Origin of the sequence: Flavobacterium tructae, from assembly GCF_002217475.1 — a bacterium.
In the GTDB taxonomy this organism is placed as follows: domain Bacteria; phylum Bacteroidota; class Bacteroidia; order Flavobacteriales; family Flavobacteriaceae; genus Flavobacterium; species Flavobacterium tructae.
Genome location: NZ_MUHH01000063.1, coordinates 1 through 19,943, shown reverse-complemented (window position 1 = coordinate 19,943; position 19,943 = coordinate 1). Strand labels below are relative to the sequence as shown.

The 19,943-nt window shown below is 36.1% G+C and carries 18 protein-coding genes; 6 read left to right on the top strand and 12 right to left on the bottom strand.

Features of this window, described 5'->3' with window-relative positions:
* Positions 1-356 precede the first annotated feature (356 nt).
* Entirely contained in the window at positions 357-1,385 is a 1,029-nt protein-coding gene (locus B0A80_RS19755; protein WP_089078415.1) for a LacI family DNA-binding transcriptional regulator, read from the top strand.
* A gap of 153 nt (positions 1,386-1,538) precedes the next feature.
* On the opposite strand, the gene B0A80_RS19750 is transcribed toward B0A80_RS19755, so the two are convergent.
* From B0A80_RS19750 to B0A80_RS19715, 8 genes are all read right to left on the bottom strand, one after another.
* A complete protein-coding gene (locus tag B0A80_RS19750) occupies positions 1,539-3,161 on the bottom strand; it encodes a UxaA family hydrolase (protein ID WP_089078414.1) in 1,623 nt (540 codons plus the stop codon).
* A 2-nt stretch (positions 3,162-3,163) separates the two neighbouring features.
* Positions 3,164-4,630: a tagaturonate reductase gene (locus B0A80_RS19745; protein ID WP_089078413.1), complete on the bottom strand. Its 1,467-nt coding sequence runs from the start codon at positions 4,628-4,630 to the stop codon at positions 3,164-3,166.
* A gap of 214 nt (positions 4,631-4,844) precedes the next feature.
* Complete coding sequence (locus B0A80_RS19740) at positions 4,845-5,516, bottom strand: bifunctional 4-hydroxy-2-oxoglutarate aldolase/2-dehydro-3-deoxy-phosphogluconate aldolase (protein ID WP_089078412.1); 672 nt, start codon at positions 5,514-5,516, stop codon at positions 4,845-4,847.
* Positions 5,517-5,527: 11 nt separating this feature from the next.
* Entirely contained in the window at positions 5,528-6,550 is a 1,023-nt protein-coding gene (locus B0A80_RS19735) for a sugar kinase (RefSeq protein WP_089078411.1), read from the bottom strand.
* Between the two features lie 152 nt (positions 6,551-6,702).
* A complete protein-coding gene (gene uxaC / locus B0A80_RS19730; protein ID WP_070908402.1) occupies positions 6,703-8,106 on the bottom strand; it encodes a glucuronate isomerase in 1,404 nt (467 codons plus the stop codon).
* A 25-nt stretch (positions 8,107-8,131) separates the two neighbouring features.
* Complete coding sequence (locus B0A80_RS19725) at positions 8,132-8,923, bottom strand: gluconate 5-dehydrogenase (RefSeq protein ID WP_089078410.1); 792 nt, start codon at positions 8,921-8,923, stop codon at positions 8,132-8,134.
* Between the two features lie 5 nt (positions 8,924-8,928).
* A complete protein-coding gene (kduI, locus tag B0A80_RS19720; RefSeq protein WP_089078409.1) occupies positions 8,929-9,765 on the bottom strand; it encodes a 5-dehydro-4-deoxy-D-glucuronate isomerase in 837 nt (278 codons plus the stop codon).
* A 111-nt stretch (positions 9,766-9,876) separates the two neighbouring features.
* On the bottom strand, positions 9,877-11,346 hold the full coding sequence (locus tag B0A80_RS19715) for an MFS transporter (protein WP_089078408.1): 1,470 nt from the start codon (positions 11,344-11,346) through the stop codon (positions 9,877-9,879).
* 443 nt (positions 11,347-11,789) lie between these two features.
* On the opposite strand from B0A80_RS19715, the gene B0A80_RS19710 reads away from it, so the two are divergent.
* The 5 genes from B0A80_RS19710 to B0A80_RS19690 all read left to right on the top strand — a co-directional run bounded on the left by B0A80_RS19710 (position 11,790) and on the right by B0A80_RS19690 (position 16,149).
* Entirely contained in the window at positions 11,790-12,716 is a 927-nt protein-coding gene (locus B0A80_RS19710) for an alpha/beta hydrolase (protein WP_089078407.1), read from the top strand.
* Positions 12,717-13,325: 609 nt separating this feature from the next.
* On the top strand, positions 13,326-13,640 hold the full coding sequence (locus B0A80_RS19705) for a hypothetical protein (protein ID WP_017495605.1): 315 nt from the start codon (positions 13,326-13,328) through the stop codon (positions 13,638-13,640).
* Between the two features lie 43 nt (positions 13,641-13,683).
* Positions 13,684-14,244 (top strand): 2'-5' RNA ligase family protein, encoded by a 561-nt coding sequence (locus B0A80_RS19700; RefSeq protein ID WP_089078406.1) that lies wholly within the window; start codon positions 13,684-13,686, stop codon positions 14,242-14,244.
* A gap of 116 nt (positions 14,245-14,360) precedes the next feature.
* Entirely contained in the window at positions 14,361-15,284 is a 924-nt protein-coding gene (locus tag B0A80_RS19695) for a helix-turn-helix domain-containing protein (protein ID WP_089078405.1), read from the top strand.
* 100 nt (positions 15,285-15,384) lie between these two features.
* Positions 15,385-16,149 (top strand): SDR family NAD(P)-dependent oxidoreductase, encoded by a 765-nt coding sequence (locus tag B0A80_RS19690; protein ID WP_089078404.1) that lies wholly within the window; start codon positions 15,385-15,387, stop codon positions 16,147-16,149.
* A gap of 101 nt (positions 16,150-16,250) precedes the next feature.
* Here the strand turns inward: B0A80_RS19690 and B0A80_RS19685 are convergent, their stop codons facing one another.
* The 4 genes from B0A80_RS19685 to B0A80_RS19670 all read right to left on the bottom strand — a co-directional run bounded on the left by B0A80_RS19685 (position 16,251) and on the right by B0A80_RS19670 (position 19,703).
* Positions 16,251-16,844, bottom strand: a complete 594-nt coding sequence (locus tag B0A80_RS19685) for a hypothetical protein (protein WP_124020598.1) — start codon at positions 16,842-16,844, stop codon at positions 16,251-16,253.
* Positions 16,845-16,955: 111 nt separating this feature from the next.
* Positions 16,956-17,582: a hypothetical protein gene (locus B0A80_RS19680; RefSeq protein ID WP_089078402.1), complete on the bottom strand. Its 627-nt coding sequence runs from the start codon at positions 17,580-17,582 to the stop codon at positions 16,956-16,958.
* An 85-nt stretch (positions 17,583-17,667) separates the two neighbouring features.
* A complete protein-coding gene (locus tag B0A80_RS19675) occupies positions 17,668-18,297 on the bottom strand; it encodes a hypothetical protein (RefSeq protein WP_089078401.1) in 630 nt (209 codons plus the stop codon).
* Between the two features lie 2 nt (positions 18,298-18,299).
* Complete coding sequence (locus B0A80_RS19670; protein ID WP_089078400.1) at positions 18,300-19,703, bottom strand: hypothetical protein; 1,404 nt, start codon at positions 19,701-19,703, stop codon at positions 18,300-18,302.
* Between the last annotated feature and the right edge of the window lie 240 nt (positions 19,704-19,943).

Genomic DNA, 19,943 nt, shown 5'->3' with positions numbered 1-19,943 from the left:
AAGACAGCATCGTAAAAGCTGTTGTAGCTGCCATTAAAACTGATTTAAACATTCTAACTTTCCCTGTAATCATGTTATTCTATTTTAAGATTGATTTACAAAACAGTGCAATTATGTAATCGATTACACGAAAGTAGAAAAATAGTTTTAATGCACCAAATTTATTTGAAAATTAATTATATATTTAATTTTTATTACGGAATATAATTACACTTAATGTAAAAAATTAGATAATTTATTATCATTGTAGAATCGAAATCGTTTTAATTATAAATTATGGTAATCGATAACAATATGTAAAACGTTATAAAAAAAAATGTATTTTTGTCAGAGATAAATATGAAAAACCATTTTTAATGAGCGAAAAGATAACCATTTACGATATTGCCGAAAAATTAAATATCACCGCTGCTACCGTTTCGCGGGCATTAAACAATAATCCGAAAATAAAAGAGAGCACGCGCGAGTTGGTTATTAAAACTGCGGCTTCAATGAACTATAAGCAAAATAAGCTGGCGCTCGCCTTAAAAAGCGGCCGAAGTAATAATATTGGCGTTATAGTTCCGCGTATCGACAGCAACTTTTTCGCTTCGGTTATCCGGGGAATAGAAGAAGAACTTCATCCACATGGTTATCAGGTAATTATTTGCCAGACGCACGAAAATCCGAAAAGAGAAAACGAAAACTTATATACTTTAATAGATGCCCAGGTTGACGGTATCATCATGTCGGTTACCGATGTAACGGGAGAAAATGACGGTGCTTTTCAATATGTTCTGCAAAAAAATGTTCCGCTTATCTTTTTCGACAGAAGCAAACATATTGACGGAGTGAGTTCTGTAACCATAAATGACTTTAGAGGCGGCTACCAAACGACTAAACATTTAATCGATGAAGGCTGTAGAAATATTGCCCACCTATCCGGAGATCAGTCGCTTGAAATCTTTAAAAACAGGTTTCTAGGATACAAACAGGCTTTACTAGACAATGGAATAACATTTGACGAAAAATATGTCATTCCTGTAAAAAGTACCGTTGACCACGGAAAACAGGCTGTAGAGCTTTTACTTCAGTTGGAAACACCTCCTGATGCTATATTTTCATCGAGTGATTTTGCTGCTTTAGGCGCTATTCAGGAACTAAAAGAAAGAAATGTCAGTATTCCTAAAGATTTTTGCGTAGCGGGTTTCAGTAATGAACCTTTCACCAAATTTATGGAATTATCGATTACTTCTGTAGATCAGTCTCCGCTTGAAATGGGTAAAATGTCTGCACGTGTTTTTCTGGAACAAGTAGACAAAACCGAAACTATTAAAATCGAAAAAAAGGTAGTTCTTGCTCCGGAATTACACATTCGTAAATCGTCGTCAAGAACTAGCTTTTAAGTTTTTTCATTTTTCAATAAAGATTAAGTAAATTAAGCTCTGCAATTAACCGGTTAGCCATAACGACTATCTGCTTAATGAAACTTAATATCTTAATGGTTCAAACAAAAAAACTCACTTAACAGTGAGTTTTTTATATAATGCTTTATTTTTCTAGAGTGAAACCCCTCTCTTCCAGGGAATAAAATCGTTTTGGTTTAAGATTGCTGCCTTGGTTTTAATGGTACCGCTGGCAACATCGATGATAAACTCCAACATTTCATCAGCCATTTCGTCGATGGATTTTTCTCCTGTGATAATACCGCCAGTGTCAATATCAATGATATCGGACATCTTTTTAGCCAGGTCGGTGTTAGACGAAATTTTCACTACAGGAGCGATCGGGTTTCCTGTCGGAGTACCTAAACCAGTGGTGAACAACACCATATTGGCTCCCGAACCTACCATTGCCGTTGTACACTCTACATCATTTCCAGGCGTACAAAGCAGCGTTAATCCCGGTTTCGAAATGTATTCACCATAATCAAAAACACCGGTAATTGGTGATGTCCCTCCTTTTTTAGCAGCTCCTGCCGATTTCATGGCATCGGTAATCAATCCGTCTTTTATATTACCCGGAGAAGGATTCATATCAAAACCTGAACCGGCATCTACTACGGTTTTTTCATACCATTTCATTAATTCTAAAAAGCGTTCTCCACTTTCCTCTTCGACGCAACGGTTGACTAATTCCTGCTCTACTCCACACAATTCCGGAAATTCTGAAAGTATTGTAGTTCCTCCTAAAGCAGCCAGTAAATCTGAAGTTACCCCGAGAGTCGGGTTAGCCGAAATTCCGGAGAATCCATCAGATCCACCACACTCTAAACCTATTTTTAGTTTGGATAAAGGTGCCGGAGTTCTTTGTACTTCGTTTGCTTTTTTAATGGCTTCAAAGGTATCTTTTACCACACTACTCAGCATCGCTTCGATTGTCCCGATTTGCTGCTGATCGTAAATCAAAACCGGTTTTTTACTGTTTGGATTTATCGCATCTAAAGCATCTTTAAAGATTTGAATTTGCAGGTTCTGACAACCCAGACTCAATACAGTTGCTCCGGCCACGTTTGGATTGTTTACATATCCTGCCAATAATTTGGCCAGACTATGCGAATCCTGACGAATACCTCCACAACCACCCTGATGTGTGATGAATTTTACTTCGATGTTGTTGAATAAATTAGCCTCGTTTGAAGCGGCTTCATTTCCGGCTCCACCGGTTTCTGATTTCACCAAGGAACGAAGTAACAATTGATAATCGTTCTCTTTGGGCTTCATTAATTCTTTTTCAAAAATATCTTTTAGAATTTCGATGTTTCTGTTTTCACAAAATACCAATGGAAAAAACAGCCATACATTCTCGGTTCCAACTTGTCCGTCTTCTCTGTGATAACCCATGAAAGTTCTGTCTTTCCACTTCTCAATATTCGGAGCCGTCCAGCCAATTGTTTCTGTTTTTCCGGTTACTTTATCGCTTTCGTGTTTTACATTAGCCGTAGAAAGCAAACCTCCTTTTTCAATTTTAGCACTCGCTTTTCCTACCAGAACTCCATACATAATAATCCTGTCTCCTGTATTAAAAGGAACCATCGCGATTTTATGCTTCATCTTCACATCACTCTCAACAGTAACGGCCGAACCTTCAAAATCAATCACCTCACCCGCTGAAAGATTTACCAAAGCTACTGCTACATTATCTGTAGGATGAACTTTTATTAATTTTTTTTGCGTTGCCATAACTAAACTTTCTGAGTTACATTATTTATTTGTTTTTGAAAATTGGTAAAACCATTTTCAATTCCGTTTGCATCAATTTCTTCCAATGCGACTGTAATTGCTTTTGTTAATCCCGGCACCAGTGTTAAATCCTCGTCCCAGAAGCTTGTATTCTGCAAAGTCAATCGTGCTATTTTTTCATAATCATCCGATTTCCAAAGACTTTCGAAAAAAGAAACAATATCCTCACTATCATTAATTGGTAAAACCCCGCCCTTCCAACTTCCTTTGTAAAAACGGATCAAAGCAGCAAAAGCAAACGTTAAATGAACCGGAAGTTTTTGATGAATATCCACATATCCCGTTAAACTAGGTAATACGCGCACTTTAAATTTTGAAATCGAGTTTAATGCAATTGAAGACAGTAAATGCTTGATAAACGGGTTTCTAAAACGGTCCAGAATTTCTTCAGAGAAACTGACCAATTCTGCCTTATCCATGTTCAACGTTTCATTGATCTCTTCAAAAACAGCTTTGTTTACAAAATCACCGGTAAAAGCATTGTCAACCGTTTCTTTTACAGTCTCGTTACCATAAAGCATTGAGAAAGGAACCATAGCGGTATGTGCTCCATTCAGAATTCTCACTTTACGTGTACGATACGGCTGCATGTCGGCTACGATTTTTACATCCAGTGCTGTTTTTCCAAACGGAAGTTTTGCTTTCAGTTTATCATCTCCTTCAATTACCCACAAAAAGAAACTTTCGGCACTTACAATCAAATCGTCTTTATAATCCAACTGACTGTTGTACTCTTCAATCTGGTCTTTCGGATAACCGGGTACAATTCTGTCTACTAATGTATTATGAAAAGAACAACTAGCTGTTAACCAGAAAACAAATTCATTTTCTAATTTCCAGTCCGCACAATATTTTAAAATAATTTCTTTTAAAGTATCTGAATTGTAATTGATTAATTCGCAAGGAATAATTGTTAATGCTTTATCTGCCGCTCCTTTAAAATGCTTGAATCTTTCATATAAAAGCACCGTTAATTTAGCCGGAAAGGAAACCGGAGGCTGCATACTCAACTGATCGGATTCGATATATTCTATACCTGCTTCGGTTGTATTTGAAATGATAAAAGCCAATTCTTCTTCTCTGGCCAAAGCCAGATACTCCTGAAAAGACGCATAAGGATCAATCGCTTTTACGATATTGGAAATCAATTCTTTTTCCTGAATCTCTTCTCCTTTTTTAACTCCTTTCATGAATAGGGTATACAATCCGTCCTGAGCATTAATCATGTTCACCAAACCTCTGTCGATAGGCTGTACTACGGCAATTCCTGCGTTAAAATCAGCTTCCTGATTTAATTTTTGAAAAGCATATTCTACAAAGGCTCTTAAAAAGTTACCTTCTCCAAATTGAACTATTTTTATAGGAAGTTTTTCTGAAAGCCCTGAGCTCACTCTGTTTAATTTTTCCATTACTTTTTCTCTTAAAGTGTTATCAATAATCACGTTTAATACCTTATTTATCTCTGATTATTTCCTCTCACTGTAAAAGAAACATTACACTTGTGTGAGGAAAACAAACCTTGCTGTGAGGACTCACAAGATTCATTTATCAAGCGTAATGCTCAATTACAATTTCTAAAATCTAAAAAAAACGCATGTTAAATAAGGACCTATATGATTACCCTTATTTATTTTTAATACTTTTTATTATATCCAGAACCTGACTAACTTTTGTTTTTAATCCGTCATAATCCTGTTGTTCTAATATCTCTTTTGAAATTAACTGTGATCCAATTCCCACGCAGGTTGCTCCCGCACTAAACCACGAAGTCAGACTATCAACTGTTGGCAGAACACCACCTGTTGGCATGATATTCGTCCACGGACATGGACCTTTTATAGCTTTGATAAATTCAGGTCCGTAAATATCACCCGGAAACAATTTTACAATTTCACATCCTAATTCTTCGGCTCTTGCGATTTCGGTAAGTGTTCCACAGCCCGGAGACCAAAGTACTTTTCGTCGATTACAGGCAATTGCAATATCTTCTCTAAAAACCGGAGTCACAATAAAATTCGCTCCCAAACTCATGTACAAAGATGCTGAAGCCGCATCAGTAATAGAACCAACACCAAGCATCATTCCCGGTAATTCTGCCAAAGCATATTTATTTAATGCTCCAAAAACTTCATGAGCAAAATCTCCTCTGCTTGTAAATTCCATTAATCTTGCACCTCCATCATAACAGGCCTTTAATACTTTCTTGCTTATTTCGATATCTGAATGAAAGAATAGCGGAACCATTCCGTTTTCTTTCATCGTTAAAGCCACTTCAATTCTTGAATATTTTGCCATATTTAAATCAATTATCTAGATACTAATCCTGTAGCATCACCATCTATCATATTTTCAACTTCTTTTAAGGTTACCAGATTATAATCTCCGGCAATGGTATGTTTTAAACAACAAGCTGCCACAGCAAAATCTAAAGCTCTTTGATTGTTGTTTTGATATTCCTGTAATCCGTAAATTAAACCTCCCATGAAAGCATCCCCACTTCCAACACGATCTACAACAGGAGTCACTTCTTTTACGGCTGCCTGATAAATAGCTTTACCGTCAAATAAAACCCCTCCTATTCTTTGATGTGACGCACTTACGGAATATCTAAGGGTTGTTGCTGCTATTTTTAAACCCGGAATCAAATCAAACAATTTACTGTACAAAACCGGAAGCGATTTTTCATCCTGATAATTCGGATTGACTTTCGGAATTCCTAACATAAAATAGGCAGTATCAATATCTCCTAAAATAACATTGCTGTATTGCAAGAGCTCCGGCATTACATCACTTGGTGTTTTTCCGTATTGCCATAATTTTGATCGGTAATTCAAATCGCAGGAAATTGTAATTCCCAGTTTATGAGCTGCTTTAACTGCTTCTAAACAGGCTTCGGCAGCACTTTGGGAGATTGCCGGTGTGATCCCGCTCCAGTGAAACCAATTGGCTCCCTCAAGCACTTTCTCCCAGTCAATTATTCCTTTTTCGATAGTTGCCATCGAACTGTGTGCACGATCATAAACCACATTACTGCCTCGTGTACCGGCACCGGTTTCCAGAAAATAGATGCCTAAACGCTCTCCTCCGTAAACTACATTTCCGGACGCTACATTCATTTTTCGCATTTCTTTTACTGCCGAAGCACCAATTTCATTCTCGGGTAATCTTGTTACAAATTCGGCATTCAAACCATAATTAGCCAAAGACACGCAAACATTAAATTCACCGCCTCCATAAGACGCCCCAAATGCTTTTGCCTGCGAAAATCGCAAGTGTCTCTCTGTCGAAAGACGCAACATAATTTCCCCGAAGGCAACTACTTTACTCATATAATTTTATTGTTTTACCAGTAAAAGTTTTTTTTACCATTAAGATATTAAGAAAATTAAGCCTGATGCTTTTATTTGCCACAGCTTATCTGATTAAAAAGAGACTTAAACTCTTTCCTCTATATTCTTTGCTCTATATTCTCTCTTCTTACTTAAAATTTAAAATACTCTTTTGCATTATGATAGGAAATATCAGAAACCAGTTTCCCTATCCACTCCATATCATTTGGAAGCTCTCCGCGTTTGATTTCATCTCCTAAAAGATTACATAAAATACGTCTGAAATACTCATGTCTTGGGAAAGACAAAAAGCTTCTCGAGTCTGTCAGCATTCCCACAAAACAACTGATTAACCCCATATTTGAAAGAGCATTTAATTGTTTTGTCATTCCGTCTTTCTGATCTAAAAACCACCAGCCCGATCCAAACTGAACTTTCCCTCTGACACTTCCGTCATTAAAATTTCCAATCATGGTTGCCATCACTTCGTTATCGGCCGGATTTAGGTTATAAATAATCGTTTTCGTCAATTTATCTTTACTGTCCAGGGCATTTAAAAAGCCGGATAGTTTTTGTGCCTGCGGATAATCACCAATAGAATCCCAACCCGTGTCAGGTCCTAAAATTCGATGCATGCGGGCATTATTGTTTCGCAAAGCTCCAAGGTGAAATTGCTGTACCCATCCAAACTCATGATACGTTTCGGACAAGAATAACAATACGGCACTTTGAAATTTTAAAACTTCTTCAGGAGTTAAAATCCTATTTTCTCTTTTCTTTTTGAAGATGCTATTAATTTCATTCTCTGTAAATTCTTCAAAGTAAATCTGGTCTAAACCATGATCACTAAGTTTACAGCCGTTTTGATTAAAGAACTCAATTCGGTTTCGCAATACACTGCACAAATCAGCATACGTATGAATCGCAACTCCGGACACCTCCCCTAACTTGTCCAGATAGGCATTATAGCCATCATTGGAAATTAAGATCGCTTTATCAGGTCTGAAGGCCGTACTCATTTTAGTTCCAATTGGATTCTTTGCCAATTTTTGATGAAACTCAAGACTGTCAATCGGATCTTCGGTCGTGCAAACCAATTCAGCATTTACTTTTTTAAGCAGATTTTGCGTGCTGTAGGCCGGAGAATTAATTTTCTCGGTTGCTTCCTGGTATATTTTCTCTGCCGATTTTTCATTCAGCAAATCATATATATCAAAATAACGCGCCAACTCTAAGTGCGTCCAATGGTACAAAGGATTGCGCATGGTGTATGGAACTGTTTTGGCCCAGTTTAAGAATTTATCTTTGTCAGGAGCATTTCCAGTCACAAACTGCTCGTTGATTCCTAAGGTACGCATCGCACGCCATTTGTAGTGGTCTCCGTTGATCCACACCTGTGTAATGTTTTCAAAAATTTTATCTTCAGCAATAAACTGAGGATTCAAATGATTGTGATAATCGATGATGGGCTGATTTTTGGAATAATTATGATACAGCTCTTCTGCAAATTTATTTTCAAGTAAAAAATTATCGTTTATGAAGGTATTTGAACTCATGATTTTTTTGATGTAATTGAAATAATTATTCGTTTGATGGTTTCCCGATTGTTGCTAAGATTCCACCATCGACATACAAAATGTGACCGTTCACAAAATCGCTGGCTCTTGAAGATAAAAATATAGCCGCTCCAGCCAGATCACTTGCTTCACCCCATTTTGCAGCCGGTGTTCTACTGATAATAAAATCATTAAAAGGATGACCGTCCACTCTAATAGGTTTGGTTTGTTCGGTAGCAAAATACCCTGGACCAATTCCGTTGATCTGAACATTATGTTTGGCCCATTCGGTAGCCATATTTTTGGTCAGCATTTTCAAACCGCCTTTCGCAGCAGCATAAGCTCCTACTGTACTGCGGCCCAACTCGCTCATCATCGAACAAATGTTGATTATTTTTCCTCGCCTTCTTTCAATCATCCCTCTTACTACATGCTTTGATACAATAAACGGACTCACTAAATCAATATCAATAACCTCTTTAAAATCGGCTACCTCCATTTCAATCAGCGGAATTCTTTTAATAATCCCTGCGTTGTTAATCAGGATATCAATTGGGCCCACTTCATTTTCAATTTGTCTAACTGCAGCAATCACTTCCATCTCGTCCGTTACATTAAACTTGTAACCCACTGCCTGAATTCCCTCTTTTTGAAGTTCTGCTACCGCATCATCAATTTTTTGCTGAGAAGAATTTCCGTTTACCACAATTGTCGCACCCGCCTCTCCTAATCCTTTTGCCATTGCCATTCCCAGTCCGTGTGTACTTCCTGTAATCAGAGCAACTTTTCCGTTTATATCAAATAATGAGTTTGCCATATTATTTATCTTAAATCAGTGATTTTACACACATCCATATCTCCGTAATCCAAATTCTCACCCGCCATTCCCCAGATAAAAGTATAATTACTGGTTCCCGATCCCGAATGAATCGACCATGGTGGTGAAATAACCGCCTGATGGTTGTTCATCCAAATGTGTCTCGTTTCCTGAGGCTGTCCCATAAAATGACAAACGGCCTGATTTTCGGGAATATCCAAATAAAAATAGACTTCCATTCTGCGATCGTGTACGTGTGCCGGCATGGTATTCCATACACTTCCGGGTCTTAATTCCGTCATTCCCATCTGTAATTGACAAGTGGTTACAACACCTCCAATAATCATTTGATTTACGGTACGGTGATTAGCTGTCTCCATAGTTCCTAATTCCAGCTTGTTTGCTTCTGCCAGACTCACTTTTACGGTTGGATATGTTTGGTGTGCCGGAGCAGAATTGATATAATATTTTGCAGGATTCTGAGGATCATCACTTTTAAAGATCACTTCTTTGTTTCCGCTTCCGATGTACAAAGCATCTTTAAACGCTAATTCGAAAGAAACTCCTTCAACGACCACAGTCCCTTTGCCACCTACGTTGATAATTCCCATTTCTCTTCTTTCCAAAAAGTAACCTGCTTTCAACGGATCAATGCTTTCCAAAATCAGATCCTTTAACGGAACTGCTGATCCTGCGATGTATCTGTCATAATGAGAATAGGTTAACACAATCTCATCTTCCTGCATTAAATCGTCAATTAAGAATTCGTTTCTCAATTCCTGAGTGTCATATTTTTTTACAGCTTCCGGACTTGACGCGTATCTTGAACTATATTTTGTCATAATTTTAAATTAATGTAATCGATTGCACAAAATTAGATTTTTATCCTTAAAAACCATAATTGATTGTAAAATTTATTCTTTTTTTATAATTGTTTTTGTTATCTGTAATCCTTAAAGATTGATAATCGGACTGTATTTAGGTACTAACATTTTCATCACAGACCATCCTGTCAGGTAACAAATGGCACAAATAGAAAAAATGATAAAATATCCGGCTTCAATTCCTTGAAAACCCATAAATGACATATTGCTTTCTTTGGCATAATCAAACAGCATTCCTGATCCTTTATTGATAAAAGTAGAACCAATGCCTCCGGCCAAACCTCCAATACCAGTGATCGTTGCAATTGCTTTTTTAGGAAACATATCTCCTACAGTGGTAAAAATATTAGCCGACCATGATTGATGAGCTGCACCCGCAATACCAATAATAATAACAGGAATCCAATAACTGATGTAGCCTAAAGGCTGTGCAATCAAGGCCAACAAGGGAAAGAATGCAAAAATTAACATTGCTCTCATTCTACCTTCATAAGGGTTCATCCCTTTCTTCTCTACAAAATAGGTTGGCAGCCAGCCACCAATAATTGACAGCAGGGTTATCATATATAAAACGAATAAAGGAAGAGCCGCCTCAGTAGAATCCATACCGTAAACCGAACTTAAGTAAGCCGGGGTCCAGAATAAAAAAAACCACCATACCCCATCGGTCATAAACTTACCAAAAGCAAATGCCCAGGTTTGTTTGTATTTAAAACAATCGACAAAAGAAACTTTATCTTTGGTTTCTGGTACATACCCTTTTAGTTTGCTGTCTGTAATATCATCTTGTTGTATATACTCTAATTCTGCGGCACTTACTTTTGGGTGATTTTCAGGCTTATCATACATGAAAACCCAAAATCCCATCCAGACAAAACCTAAAGCACCAATGATGATAAAGGCCATTTCCCATCCGAAAGATTCTGCGATAAACGGAATAGATATAGGAGCTGCCAAAGCACCAACAGTAGCACCTGCATTGAAAATACTGGTAGAAAATGCTCTGTCTTTTTTAGGAAAATACTCGGCCGTCGTTTTAATTGCTGCCGGAAAATTTCCTGCTTCACCCACTGCTAAAACAAAACGGGCAAAGATGAACAGCGTAACACTTACATTAATGACCAGTCCGGTATCTTTTACAAGATGAATTGCCTGCTTGGCGCCCTCGAAACCTACAAACCAGTTCCCACTAATAATTCCGGCTGTCGCAATACCACAAAAAGCGTGAAGACAAGCCCCAAAAGACCAAATACCAATGGCCCACAGAAATCCTCGTTTAGTATCCATCCAATCCACAAATCTACCGGCAAACAGTAATGAAACTGCGTAAAAAATAGAAAACAAAGCGGTTATATTTCCGTAATCATTATTAGTCCAATGAAACTCAGGCGCAATAAAATCGCTCCACGTTAAAGAAAGTACCTGTCTGTCTAAATAGTTGATAGTGGTTGCAAAAAAAAGCAAGGCACATATACTCCAACGATAACTTCCTGTAGATTTTTTGGATTGGGTCATAATAACTGCATCTGTTTGGTTCATGGTAATGGTTTATTATAAAAGTTGATAGTTTTCCGGCTCATTTAATCTGCTGTTCAAACACGATATAAAAATTACAATACCTATGAATTAAATGCAACAAAATTAAATAAATGTAATCGATTGCACAAATATAGTTTTAAATCTTTATATTCCAAATAAATTATATAAAAATTTAATTTCAACACATAATTAAACAGATCGCTCAAAAAAAAATACTTTAAATTACATTTTAAGTAATATATTTGTTAAAAGCTATTTTTACAAACTTAACCGTTTTATCTATCAAAATTGTCCAAAAAACTTTCACTTTTGATCAATTCACTGTAATCTTCAGGTTTGTGAAGTAAAAGTCATTTGTTACATTTTTACAAAAGCGTAAAACTGATCCAAAAAAACTTTGTTTTAAAACACTTTTCCAACCCATTTAAATATTTCCATAATTCATGAAAAATGTAAAAGAATTACTTCTAACCTTATTTTTATTCACCTTCATGCACACTACTATACATGCACAAAATGAAATTGTACCGCTCTGGAATACTATCCCCGGCGAAATAAAAGCTACGGAATACAAGGAAAATGAATCTTTTATAGACGGAAAAGTGCAGAGTACAAGTTTAGTTACCGTTCCAACTTTGAGTGTTTTTTTACCTAAACAAAGCAAACCCAATCAAACTGCTGTTCTTATTTTTCCGGGAGGAGGATATCAACATTTAGCTATTGATAAAGAAGGCACCAAAGTCGCCAACTGGCTTAATAGCTTAGGAATTGCAGCTTTTGTTGTCAAATACAGATTACCCAGTGATCAAATCATGAAAGACAAAAAAAACGGACCATTACAAGACGCACAGGAAGCCATACGTCACGTAAGGCAAAATGCAATAAAGTACAGCATAGATGTTAACAAAATAGGGATTATTGGCTTCTCGGCCGGAGGGCATTTAGCTTCTACGCTGGCAACACATTACGACGAGATAACTTACGATTCGAAATCTAAAACAAGTGCACGTCCGGATTTTTCACTTTTAATTTATCCGGTAATCTCCATGCAAAATGAGATTACCCACAAAGGCTCGCAAAGTAGTTTACTGGGGAATAATCCCTCACAGGAAGTACGTGATTTTTATTCTAACGAAAAGAGAGTTACTTCAAAAACGCCTCCCGCTTTCCTGATTCATGCCACAGACGACAAAACCGTTTTACCGGAGAACAGTATCAATTACTATCTGGCGCTTAAACGAAACGGGGTTTCAGCTGAATTACATCTTTACGAAAAAGGAGGTCATGGTTTTGGGTTGGGCGTAAATAGTACTAGTAAATTTTGGACCCGAGATTGCGAAGAATGGCTTAAAATTAATGACTACTTATAATAGTATAGAAAGAATAAAAAAAGGGTCTTTAGATCCGGATAACCCAATAACCAAATCTAAAAACCCTATAAAAATCAGACTCTTTTGTAATCCTGCAAATTCATACAAAGCTTATACCCACGATCAAATGAATAAGTCCAATTTTCATTGTAATTAAAAAAATGTTTCTCCAAAAACAGTTAATTATAACAACCTATTATGCGGTCTAAAAAGGTAAACACAGCATAATTACCCGTTATTATGGCGCGAAATTACAAGCAACTTTAGAGAAATCATTACGGCTTTCCGCATTATGAAAAACTTTTTCCTCCTAAAAATGCTAAGTCACTGACTATCTGAAACACTACAGTTCTAAAATCTTTTGTTTTTTTTAGGGACTAAGAAACTAAGGCTCTGAGATACTAAGACTCGAAGATGATAAGGTTTTAAAAATTTTCGAAGTTTTCTTATTCTAGATTAAGTTATAACAAACTCTTTACTAGTACATTTGCAAAATACAGATTTTTTTTCTAAGCTATTAAGGCGTAAAGTTCCTAAACTTATGGAATCTTAGAACCTTAGTATCTCAGCACCTTAGCTTCTTAGAAAGAACTCTAAAAACTACTATCTATGAAAACATACGAATTCTTACTGCTTGGAAAGAACCAAGCGATTCTTGAGATTTTGCTCCGATTGGTGAATGCTTATGAAAACTGGAATGCAGTTGGTTTTAATGACGAAAAACTGGCTCAGGATTATTTTCTGAACCACAAAATTGATATTGTACTTTTGAGTTCAGGCATTGAAGATCATATCGAAAAAGAATTTACTTCTTTTTGTTTAAAACAGCAACCTGATGTTGAAGTAATTGAACATTTTGGAGGAGGAAGCGGTTTATTAAAATCAGAAATTGAATATCGATTGCATCTGAAAGGAAAAATTTAGATGCCAACAAATTCTTTAAATTTGTCAAAAACCGAACGTTAAAATGGAAAAGAAATATTCAGTTGTCATTCATCCCTCACCAGAAATAATTGAGGACATCAAAACCATGAAAGAACATCTTGCAACTAAAATTGGCTGGTTCAACAGTAAAAATTCGGTGGCACATATTACGATTTGTGAGTTTACAACTGACGATTCTCAACTGGATAAATTCAAGCAAAAGCTTTTTAATATTTGCGATACCTTTACTCCGTTTCAGGTACATTTGGATGGTTTTGGTTCGTACGAAAGCGGTGCTTTTTTCATTGCCCCAAATGAAGAATCAAAAAAAAGTTTACAACCAGTCATGAAAAAGACACAGAAAGCGTTACTGCTTTCCAACCTAAAAAAAAGCAGTGATCCGCATATTTCTATCGGCAGAAAACTAACACCTGAGAATCTTAAAGTCGCATCGCAGCTCTTTACCACAATTGCCATGGATTTTTCCTGTGAAGAAATTATCCTGCGTGAATTAGATCCGGTGAAAAAACAGTTTTTTGTCATCGATACTTTTCCTTTTGGCAGTAATCCACAGCCGGAACTTATACAGGGGACTTTGTTTTAAATGTTTATTGTGAGATGTGAGACGCAAGATGCAAGATGTGACCTGAAACTTGAAACTTCAAACTTGAAATCTGAAACTTAAAATTTCCGTATATTTGAATTTTACAAACCGTCGTCATGAAATCACTGGATTCTTTTTACAAAGATATTACTGAAGGTTCCTCCGTTGAACCGGGTTCTTTATTGCCCAATGACATCAAAAAAGAGATTGGTCATTTTAATATATTTAATATCAAAGAGCTTTTAGATCGTCTTCAGGGTAAAGCAATCATGCCTTATGATCGCCGTGCTTACTACAAAATCAGCTTGATTAAAGGAAAAAACAGGGCTGAATACGCCGATAAGATAATTGAAATTGAAAAGCAGGGACTTTTATTTGCCACCCCAAAGATTCCGTATAATTATTTACCGCAGGACACCAATCAATCCGGGCAGTTTTGCGTGTTTACCAGTGAATTTTTATCAAAAAACAAAAGCGGGATTGATCTGGACGAGCTTCCTATTTTTGCTTCTGACGGGTATCCTATTTTTCAATTAACCGATGATGAAGTAGCAGAAGTAGAATTGATTTTCAACAAAATTCAAAAAGAAATCAATTCCGATTACATTTACAAATATGATTTAATTCGGAATTACGTCGCCGAACTCATTCACTTCGGACAAAAACTACAGCCAATAACGGCATTGTATTCCAAACACAATTCGGCTGCCAGAGTTTCTTCTTTATTTGCTGAATTGCTGGAAAGACAATTTCCTATTGAATCTCCAAATCAACGCTTACAACTTAGAACTGCTAAAGATTTTGCCGAAAGATTATCGGTTCATGTCAATCATCTGAATAAAGTTTTAAAGGAAAATACCGGAAAAACTACAACCGAATTAATCAGCAGCCGTTTGACAAACGAAGCCAAAATCCTTTTAAAACAAACGGACTGGAATATTTCTGAAATTGCCTTCTCCTTAGGATTTGAAGAATTGGCACATTTCTCTAACTTCTTTAAAAAACAAACTTCGTTTACTCCTTTAGCTTTCCGATCTTAAATTCATGATTTGAATTTCGCAAACATCGGTTTGATATTTACAACTTCTCACTCCTGCTTCGCCCCTACCTTTGTCTTATCAATTTAAAACATAAAATAAAATGGCAGTACATACAAAAATTGCTCTGGTAACAGGCGGCAGCAGAGGTTTAGGAAAAAATATGGCGATTGCAATTGCTCAAAAAGGAATCGATGTAATTATTACCTACAACAGTAAAAAAGAAGAGGCTGATTCAGTGGTAAAAGAAATTGAAAGCTTAGGGCAAAAAGCCGCCTCGCTTCAATTAAATGTTGCCGATTCCAGTACTTTTGATCCCTTTTTCAACTCTGTTGCAGAAACTCTAAAAAGTACTTTTAAAACGGATAAGTTTGACTTTTTAGTAAACAATGCCGGAACGGGACTCCACAATTCATTTACGGAAACAACAGAAGCCGAATTTGATCAATTAACTAATATACATTTTAAAGGCCCCTTCTTCTTAACTCAGAAAGCATTAAATCTTATGAATGACGGTGGCGGAATCGTAAATATCTCAACCGGTCTGGCAAGATTTTCTTTTTCGGGTGCTTCCGCCTATGCCTCGATGAAAGGTGCTATTGAAACATTAACGAAATACCAGGCAAAAGAATTGGGTGAACGAAAAATCAGAGCCAATGTAGTTGCTCCGGGTGCAATCGAAACCGATTTTGGAGGTGGTGTGGTTCGCGACAACGAACAATTGAACAAAAATATAGCTGCAGTTACGGCCTTAGGAAGAGTTGGATTACCGGACGATATTGGCGGAGTGGTTGCCTTTTTATGTACCGAAGAGGCACGCTGGGTAAATGCACAACGCATTGAGGTGTCAGGCGGAATGAATTTGTAATTTTTACTTCGCGAATCTAATAAAATTAAACCCGACAGGTCTTAAAAATCTGTTGGGTTTAACAAACAGAATTAAGGTATTTCTTTTTCACAACACACAATTTAATCAAACCAATATTGTTCACCTCTTTGAATCTCTTGCCATTTTTTGTTTGTTTTTTTCATTACAATAACATAATATTTAGAGGAATAAAGAGGATTTAATTTTTGAGTTGCTATTGCCATGACCAAATAGTCTCTATTTTTGTAGTAAATTGGATCAGACAATGCAATTAGTAGTGTTTCGTATTTATATAAGGGTAATGCTCTTTCTTTTTTAAACATTATGGTATCATGAGACTCTATATAAATGTTTTTTAGTTTAAAATCTGAGGCCTCCCAATTTGTGTTTTTAGAAAATCCGTATCTACCCTCATTCTTATCATCCTGATATTTCTTTCGCATCTTCTGGAAATCATTTTCATCATAAAGAGGTTCTAAAACTCCTCCTAATCTTTCCTGAATGCCATTTACCCAGTTAAAAGGAATATCATTAAGTTTTCCTCCTGAAAACAATCTCAAAGTTTCGTTTGGTCCTATTTTTTCTTTAACGATCATTATAGTTTTAGTTGTATCTTTTACTAATACTCTGAGATAACCATTAATAGCATCGTATTTATCCTCACTTGACTGTGAATACATTGTTGAAAAACTCATGGCTATACATATTAAAATAGAAACTTTCTTTTTCATAACTTCTTATCTGTTATATAGTTCTAACATCTCGGGCATACAAGTAAACAAATTACAATAATCTAATGTCTTATGTTAATAATACCGATATGAATATCCTCTTTGAATAAGAGTCCATTTGTTATTTATTTTTTTCATTACAATAACATAATCATTAAGATAACCAATAGGACTAGTGTCCCCAATGGCAACAGCGATAACTAAGTATTCTTTCCCTTTGTAATACATAGGTTCAGATAAAGCGATCATTTCTGTAGTATAGTTGTAAATAGGTATACCTCTCCCTCTTTTATACATAATGGTATCATAAGTTTCAAAAAAGATAGTTTTCAATTTAAAGTCTGTTGAATTCCACTTTGTGTTCTTTGCAAAATAGCTCCTGCCTTCATCTGCGTCGTTCTGATATTTTTTTCGCATTTTCTGGAAACCATTTTCATTGTAAAGAGGTTCTAAAATTCCTCCTGCTCTTTCCTCAACGCCATTTACTCTGCTAAAAGGAACATTGTCAAGTTTCCCTCCTGAAAACAATTCTAAAGCTCCATTTGAACTGATTTTTTCTTTGACTATCACAATTGTTTTCGTTGTATCTTTAACTATTAGTGAGAGATAAGTATTGATAGCCTCGTATTTGTCTTTGTTTGTTTGTGGATACATCGAAGTAACGCATATCATAATTAATAGCACCAAATGATTTTTTTTCATAACTACTTACTTTTTATAATATAACCCTAAAATCTCGGACACATAAGTAAACAAATTACACATGACAATAATCTAATGCCTTAGGTTAATAATACTGATATGGCTGTCCTTTTTCAATAACAGTCCATTTATTTTTTATTTTTTTCATTACAATGACATAATAATCTAGATTATAAACTGGGTTAGATTCTTGAACAGCAATTCCAATAACCAAGTAATCATTATTTTTATAATACATTGGCTCTGATAAAGTAATTAATAATGTCTCATACTTGTAAAGAGGCAGTGCTTTTCCTTTTTTGAACATTATACTATCAAAGACCTCAAAATGAATGTTTTTGAGTTTAAAATCGTTCCAATTCCATTTTGCCTTTTTTGCGAATCCATATCGTCCCTCATTCCTGTCATCCTGGTATTTCTTTCTCATTTTCTGAAAATATTTCTCATTATAAACTGGCTCCAGAATTCCGCCAACTCTCTCTTGAGTACCATTTACTCTGCTAAAAGGAACATTACTAAGTTTTCCTCCTGAAAATAGCCTCAAAGCTTCGTTTGTGCTTATTTTTTCTCTGACCATTACTATGGTTTTAGATGTGTCTATAACTATTTGCAATAGATAAGTATTAATAGCATCGTATTTATCTTTTTCAGACTGTGCATACATTGTCATAAAACTTACTGTCATAAATAATAGAATAGAAATTTTCTTTTTCATAGCTACTTACCTTTTATGTAATCTTCACATTTTGAACCAATAGGATACTGTCTCACACCACCATTATTTTGATTATCGGCTCCCGATTGTTCAGCCGCAAGTCGATTTAAAATACGGTTCCTGTCTCCTGATCCCTTCGGAAAGGTTTTATCAAACACCGGCGTATTGTGTAAACCAGCCCACGCCAAATCAAGGTATTCCTGTTGAATTGAAGTAGCACCCGTATTACCTGTCTGAAATTCCTGAAGGGCAGCCGCAATGGCATTGACATAGGTTTCGGCCATTTGTTTGTGCTGTAAATCAGGGGTCATCCAGGCGCCCTTTGGAGCTTTTTGCTGTACATATACTTCAAAAAGAGCCGGAAATTCAGTTAACGGTGCAGAGCTTCCCTGAGCAGCGACCTGATCCTGAAGGCTAAAAAAATAAGCATGTACTACTTCATGAAGAATATTTCCGGCCAGAGACAATGCCGTTCTGTCTGTAGAGCCGTCACTAATGATCGTCGTATAATCAAATCTTGATATAGGAAATTTTTGCGTATATTTGGTAGTAGCAGGCTCATTAAAATCAGCTCCAACAATATTCAACGTATAAGGACTGTTGGCTCCTAATCTGGCGAGCATTCTAGCGATATCAACATTTTTATTGGTTTTTAGTTTCTCCAGTACTGCTTTTTGGCAGGGCGTCAGGTTTTTATCGATTATTCTTTTTTCAATTTCGTTAACCATTGCCGTGGCATAATAACTAGCAAAAGCCACTCCCATGCTGGCATAATTGGTCGGACTGCCTTCTCCTCTAAATTGATAGCCCGGCATGATATAGGGAAGGCTAATATCACTTGGTTTAGGTTTGGGATATACATTAACGTTGTTCAACGGAATCGGATCAGGCCCCGGAGATTTTACTTCTCCAAGCAAATTTCCGGATTTATAAAGAAAATTGTTTTTGACAATTCCTCTCAAATCACTGATGACGACAGCACCGGTAAATTCACCATAGCGTTCTATGACTTTTCCCGTTTTCTTATTGTTTGATCCTTCTTCGGGAATTAAATTAAAAAGTACAGTTTGTAATTCTCCATTGATCCTGATATGCAAAATACTCGATTCTACATTATCCAGTCCTGTCTCTGCCTTCACAACCGTTAGTTTAGCATCAGTATCCGTTATATCAATCTGTTGTATAGATTTGAAATCTATTGTCAGGTTAAAGTTAGCGTTTTTTTGGGTAGACTGTTGTTGTTGAAAATCTTTTAAAAAAGCAACCGATTCTGTGACGGCTACCGTCTTTAGATTGTCTTCATTCTTGTTCTCTGACACCTTTTCAGTGTATACGTTTTCATCATGATTACAGGAGTAAAATAATACTAATGTAAAAAATACGGGCATTAAAAGTAACTTTTTCATAATGGCTTAAATTAAAAGTAAGAATAATACTCTAAATTTAATGAAAATAAATTTTCCAAAAAACATAAAAACTAAGAAAATTCCTAACTTTAACATTTCGCTCCAGATTCATAAAGAACAACTCAGATTAAAATGCTGTTCTTACAAAAAATAACTCAGATTGCTTTAAAAAACGAAACCCGACAGGCTTTAAAAACCTGTCGGGTTTGTCATTCTGAGTATATTGAATTAGTAAGAATT

Bases quoted from the DNA above. Each gene is read 5' to 3' on its own strand.
- B0A80_RS19675 (WP_089078401.1), bottom strand. From the start codon at position 18,297: ATGAAAAAGAAAATTTCTATTCTATTATTTATGACAGTAAGTTTTATG.
- kduI (WP_089078409.1), bottom strand. From the start codon at position 9,765: ATGACAAAATATAGTTCAAGATACGCGTCAAGTCCGGAAGCTGTAAAA.
- B0A80_RS19695 (WP_089078405.1), top strand. From the start codon at position 14,361: ATGAAATCACTGGATTCTTTTTACAAAGATATTACTGAAGGTTCCTCC.
- B0A80_RS19725 (WP_089078410.1), bottom strand. From the start codon at position 8,923: ATGGCAAACTCATTATTTGATATAAACGGAAAAGTTGCTCTGATTACA.
- B0A80_RS19740 (WP_089078412.1), bottom strand. From the start codon at position 5,516: ATGGCAAAATATTCAAGAATTGAAGTGGCTTTAACGATGAAAGAAAAC.
- B0A80_RS19690 (WP_089078404.1), top strand. From the start codon at position 15,385: ATGGCAGTACATACAAAAATTGCTCTGGTAACAGGCGGCAGCAGAGGT.
- B0A80_RS19705 (WP_017495605.1), top strand. From the start codon at position 13,326: ATGAAAACATACGAATTCTTACTGCTTGGAAAGAACCAAGCGATTCTT.
- B0A80_RS19670 (WP_089078400.1), bottom strand. From the start codon at position 19,703: ATGAAAAAGTTACTTTTAATGCCCGTATTTTTTACATTAGTATTATTT.
- B0A80_RS19710 (WP_089078407.1), top strand. From the start codon at position 11,790: ATGAAAAATGTAAAAGAATTACTTCTAACCTTATTTTTATTCACCTTC.
- uxaC (WP_070908402.1), bottom strand. From the start codon at position 8,106: ATGAGTTCAAATACCTTCATAAACGATAATTTTTTACTTGAAAATAAA.
- B0A80_RS19700 (WP_089078406.1), top strand. From the start codon at position 13,684: ATGGAAAAGAAATATTCAGTTGTCATTCATCCCTCACCAGAAATAATT.
- B0A80_RS19715 (WP_089078408.1), bottom strand. From the start codon at position 11,346: ATGAACCAAACAGATGCAGTTATTATGACCCAATCCAAAAAATCTACA.
- B0A80_RS19745 (WP_089078413.1), bottom strand. From the start codon at position 4,630: ATGGAAAAATTAAACAGAGTGAGCTCAGGGCTTTCAGAAAAACTTCCT.
- B0A80_RS19680 (WP_089078402.1), bottom strand. From the start codon at position 17,582: ATGAAAAAAAATCATTTGGTGCTATTAATTATGATATGCGTTACTTCG.
- B0A80_RS19685 (WP_124020598.1), bottom strand. From the start codon at position 16,844: ATGAGTTTTTCAACAATGTATTCACAGTCAAGTGAGGATAAATACGAT.
- B0A80_RS19755 (WP_089078415.1), top strand. From the start codon at position 357: ATGAGCGAAAAGATAACCATTTACGATATTGCCGAAAAATTAAATATC.
- B0A80_RS19735 (WP_089078411.1), bottom strand. From the start codon at position 6,550: ATGAGTAAAGTAGTTGCCTTCGGGGAAATTATGTTGCGTCTTTCGACA.
- B0A80_RS19750 (WP_089078414.1), bottom strand. From the start codon at position 3,161: ATGGCAACGCAAAAAAAATTAATAAAAGTTCATCCTACAGATAATGTA.